3 protein-coding genes and 3 pseudogenes are annotated in these 3,769 nt (G+C 56.0%); 3 read left to right on the top strand and 3 right to left on the bottom strand.

Going from position 1 to position 3,769, the window contains the following annotated elements; genetic code table 11:
- Nucleotides 1-250: 250 nt before the first annotated feature.
- The 3 genes and pseudogenes from CFR71_RS17065 to CFR71_RS15265 form a co-directional block, all read left to right on the top strand.
- Nucleotides 251-454 (top strand): annotated as a pseudogene (locus CFR71_RS17065) (c-type cytochrome); the annotation flags it as partial.
- Nucleotides 455-490: 36 nt separating this feature from the next.
- Nucleotides 491-964 carry a RidA family protein gene (locus CFR71_RS15260; RefSeq protein WP_039734209.1) on the top strand — a complete coding sequence of 158 codons (474 nt, stop codon included), beginning with the start codon at nt 491-493 and terminating at the stop codon, nt 962-964.
- Nucleotides 965-1,151: 187 nt separating this feature from the next.
- The gene (locus tag CFR71_RS15265) at nt 1,152-1,961 is read left to right on the top strand and encodes an alpha/beta fold hydrolase (RefSeq protein WP_003631394.1); all 810 of its coding nucleotides are present in this window, start codon (nt 1,152-1,154) and stop codon (nt 1,959-1,961) included.
- A 60-nt stretch (nt 1,962-2,021) separates the two neighbouring features.
- Here CFR71_RS15265 and CFR71_RS15270 read toward each other — a convergent pair whose 3' ends face one another.
- From CFR71_RS15270 to CFR71_RS15280, 3 genes and pseudogenes are all read right to left on the bottom strand, one after another.
- Nucleotides 2,022-2,306 carry a hypothetical protein gene (locus CFR71_RS15270; RefSeq protein ID WP_110532165.1) on the bottom strand — a complete coding sequence of 95 codons (285 nt, stop codon included), beginning with the start codon at nt 2,304-2,306 and terminating at the stop codon, nt 2,022-2,024.
- 16 nt (nt 2,307-2,322) lie between these two features.
- A pseudogene (locus tag CFR71_RS15275) lies at nt 2,323-3,258 on the bottom strand (TolC family protein); the annotation flags it as partial.
- A gap of 39 nt (nt 3,259-3,297) precedes the next feature.
- Nucleotides 3,298-3,681: pseudogene (locus CFR71_RS15280) on the bottom strand (transposase); the annotation flags it as partial.
- Nucleotides 3,682-3,769 lie beyond the last annotated feature (88 nt).

The raw sequence follows: 3,769 nt of genomic DNA on the forward strand, positions 1-3,769 counted from the left end.
CGAAAGCTGGCGGTTCAGGAACCGTAACTGAACCTCTCTCCAGATCCATACCTGCCCCGGCCTGTCTCCTTACGCCTACGGCTTCAGGAGACAGGCCGGGCCTTCAACAGGGGGTTAATATTGCATGCCGATCAGGGGTTATTTTTGAGTGCCGATTGACATCCCTACTTGTTGCGTGAACCTCAATGTGGCCAGTTCTACAGGTGTTCACTCCAAGCGTACGTAAAATACACTTTCGTGTCGTGATCCCAAACTGAAAAGTGCCGAGTATCCTGCTTATGTGGTGCTGAACGGCTTTGGCGGCATGCCCTGGTTTGCCGGACTGCTGAATGACCAGCAGGTAGCCGATGTCGTCAATTACGTTCGCACACATTTCGGGAACCATTATACTGATGCCCTGAAACCAGAAGACGTGTCTGAAATGCGTCCCCATCTGTCAGTAGAGGCAGAATAACGTGCGCCTTTTTAAAAGCCTGATCCCCGCGCAGCCCTGACGGCTCTGGCTGCCTTCCCTGCTCTGGCGCATGCTGAAGGCGGCGTGATCCGTCATGGTGAGGGGAAATTCCCCATCTCCACCGCGGTGGAAGTCCCCGCCGGGGCCACCACCATTTATCTGAGCGGCATGGGCGCTCCGGTGCAGGACAAAACCGCGCCGCCCAAAAGCCTTGAGGCCTATGGCGACACCCGCGCCCAGACACTCGCCTCTCTCCAGCGCATTGAAGGCGAGCTGAAAAAGCTGAACCTGACCATGGGTGATGTTGTGCAGATGCACATCTATATGGTGGCGGACCCGCGCACAAAGCAGCTGGATTTTGATGGCATGATGAAGGCCTACACCCAGTATTTCGGCACAGAAAAGCAGCCTAATCTGCCAGTGCGCTCCGCCTTTGCCGTGGCCCAGCTCGCCAACCCCGGATGGCTGATTGAAATTGAAGTAACGGCCGTTCGGACGCCTAAAAAATAAGGCCTGTTGCCTGACAACGAATTCCCCAGTCTATCGCTTTTCAAACCAAAAGACAAGCGGGGGATCTGGGGAAACAGCATCCCGCCTCACACATTTGCAAGTCTCGTCATACACGGCCATCTAAAGGCGCAGGGTATCTTGTTATACCAAGATACCCACAACATGCTCTTTTACGAGGCCTGACGATATGACTGAGCATTTAACAAAACGCTGGCAGACCCTGCCTGCCACCCCGGCCCCTCTGGCCTCCTTTAAAGGACAGCACGCCCCCATTAACGGATGCTCGCTCTATTATACGGAAGGCGGCACAGGGGACGATGTCATCATCATGCTGCATGGGGGCATGGCAAACTCTGACTACTGGGGCATACAGGCGGCTTATCTGGCCAAAACGCACCGTGTCATCCTCGTGGATAGCCGCGGGCATGGCCGCAGCACGTTAGGGGATAAACCCCTCAGCTACGCTCAGATGGCAGACGATATCATTCACCTGATGAACCATCTGGAAATTCCGAATGCCAGTCTCGTCGGGTGGAGCGATGGCGGTGTGCAGAGCATTATTCTGGCCTCTGAACACCCGGATCGCATCAAACGCATCTTTGCTTACGGGCCGCATATGTCCGCATCCGGCCTCAATCTGGCGTGTAGCGGAGATAAGGTGGTCAACGCTTTTGTAAAGCGCGCCACAGAAGACTACCGCGAGCTTTCCCCGACCCCGGATAAATTTGATGTCTTTTCAAAAACCGTCTGGGGCCTGTGGAAATGGGAGCATGATGCCGAATTCACGGAAGACCGCCTGAACGCCATCCGCTGCCCCGCATGGGTTGTGGATGGGGACCGGGACGAGATGATTCATCGCGCCCATCTGGAATATCTGGTGGCGCATATTCCGGACAGTTCTTACATGATCCTGCCCGAGACCAGCCACTTCGCCTTCCTGCAGGCCCCGCTTCTGTTTAACGAAGCGTTGGCTGACTTTCTGTCCGTCAAAGCCTGACGGTCACACTGACGGTCAGGGCGAGAAGGGTTCAGCTCTGATAACGGGCTGAACCTCTTTTTATTTCCCGTCTGTGCTCTCAAGTTCGCCGTCGGCGTCATCCGGCAGAAAGAAGTCTTCCGGGTCTCCTGGCACGGGCAGAGACAGCAGGAAAAATCCCGCGGCTACCGTGATCGCACCCGTTGCAACGGGCAGCCAGCGGAGGACTGTCACCATCGCGGAGTCCTGCGTGCTGCCGTTGACGACAAGCGCCCAGCCACTCACGCACAAAAGCGCAAAACCACCCACAAAACAGGCCACAATCCAGAGCAGCCGACGCACATAAGGAGACGAAGACTTGCTCATGATGTGACCTTTCAGATCATTGCTTGAAGGCCCGCGCTAGCACGTTTTGTGTTTCGAGGGAAACTGGCAGGGTGGAATTGGTCAGCGCCACACCTTTCCAGCCCGCGCCCAGAGCCGTGTAAAGGTTCACAGCATCACGCAGGCGTTCCAGACGCGCCAGAGCTTCCATGTTCTGCGCATTCAGGGTGGTGCGCTCGGTTGTCAGCACTTCCAGGAAGCCAACCAGACCAGCACCATATAGCCGCCGTGCCCGCTCACTGGCCGTGGCACTATCTTCTGCCGCTTTATGCAGTTGCTCGGCATATTCAATGTCATCATGCCAGGCCGCCATGGCGTCTTCAACTTCCTTGAAGCCGTTTAGCACCGACTGACGATAGGTCAAACGTGCTGCTTCCGCCGAGGCCTGAGCCGCCCGCACTTCGGACGTCATCTTGCCACCGTGCATCAGCGGCAGGCTCGCCATCATCAGGAACTGCCAGCTCATGGCATTCACCTGAAACAGCTGGTACATGGCCGACGCGTTGGGGTTGAAGGTCAACGGAATAACAAAGTGCGGATACAGGTTGGCCACAGCAACGCCAATCTGCGCCGTCGCCAGTGCATACTGCCGTTCCGCCATACGGATATCCGGGCGGTTGGCAATCACGACAGACGGCATGGTCGCGGGGAATTCCGGCACGGTCGGCAGGGGCCGCGGCACCTTCAGTTCATCTTCCAGAGAGCCCGGCATCTGCCCCAGCAGCACGGCAATAGCGTGCGTTATCTGAGAAACACGGGTTTTCAGCGGTTCACGCGCTGCAATCTGTGTATCCAGCTCGGCCTGAGCCTGCGCAATCTGCAGGGTGTTCCCCACGCCTTCCAGATACAGCTTGTTAGTCAGATCCACCGCGTGTTTTGCAACGCCGATATTGTCCGTGGCGATTTTGATCTGCAACTGGGTGACCCGGAGCAGGGTAATCCCCCCATTTTTAGTGGGGCATTGAATGAGAATTCAGGCATCTGTTTTTAGTTTCTGGGCGGGGGTTAGCCCGTTGTTCCCCATGTTGGGTCTGTCATGGTTATATGTCCAGAGCCATTGTGTTGCGACCTCCTGCACGTCCTGAATGCTTTCAAACAAATACTGCTCCAGCCATTCCTGCCGGACAGTTCTGTTGTAGCGTTCAATATAGGCGTTCTGCTGCGGATTACCCGGTTGCGTATAGATCAGGGTAATCCCCTGTTTTTCGGCCCATGAAACCAACGTATGACTGACATATTCAGGGCCATTATCCATTCGGATGGCTTCTGGCCTGCCACGCCACTCCATAACCTGTTCCAGGCAGCGGACAACCCGACAGGCCGGCAGGGAAAAATCAACCTCGACGCGGATTTCTTCTGTGGTTGCCGTCCGTTATGCAAGAGTTTTCTGACCCATATTGACGTGTGATCGTGTGCGGTCTTCTGTAAGGCCTGTTGATGTGGCC

The organism is Novacetimonas pomaceti, from assembly GCF_003207955.1.
Lineage (GTDB): Bacteria > Pseudomonadota > Alphaproteobacteria > Acetobacterales > Acetobacteraceae > Novacetimonas > Novacetimonas pomaceti.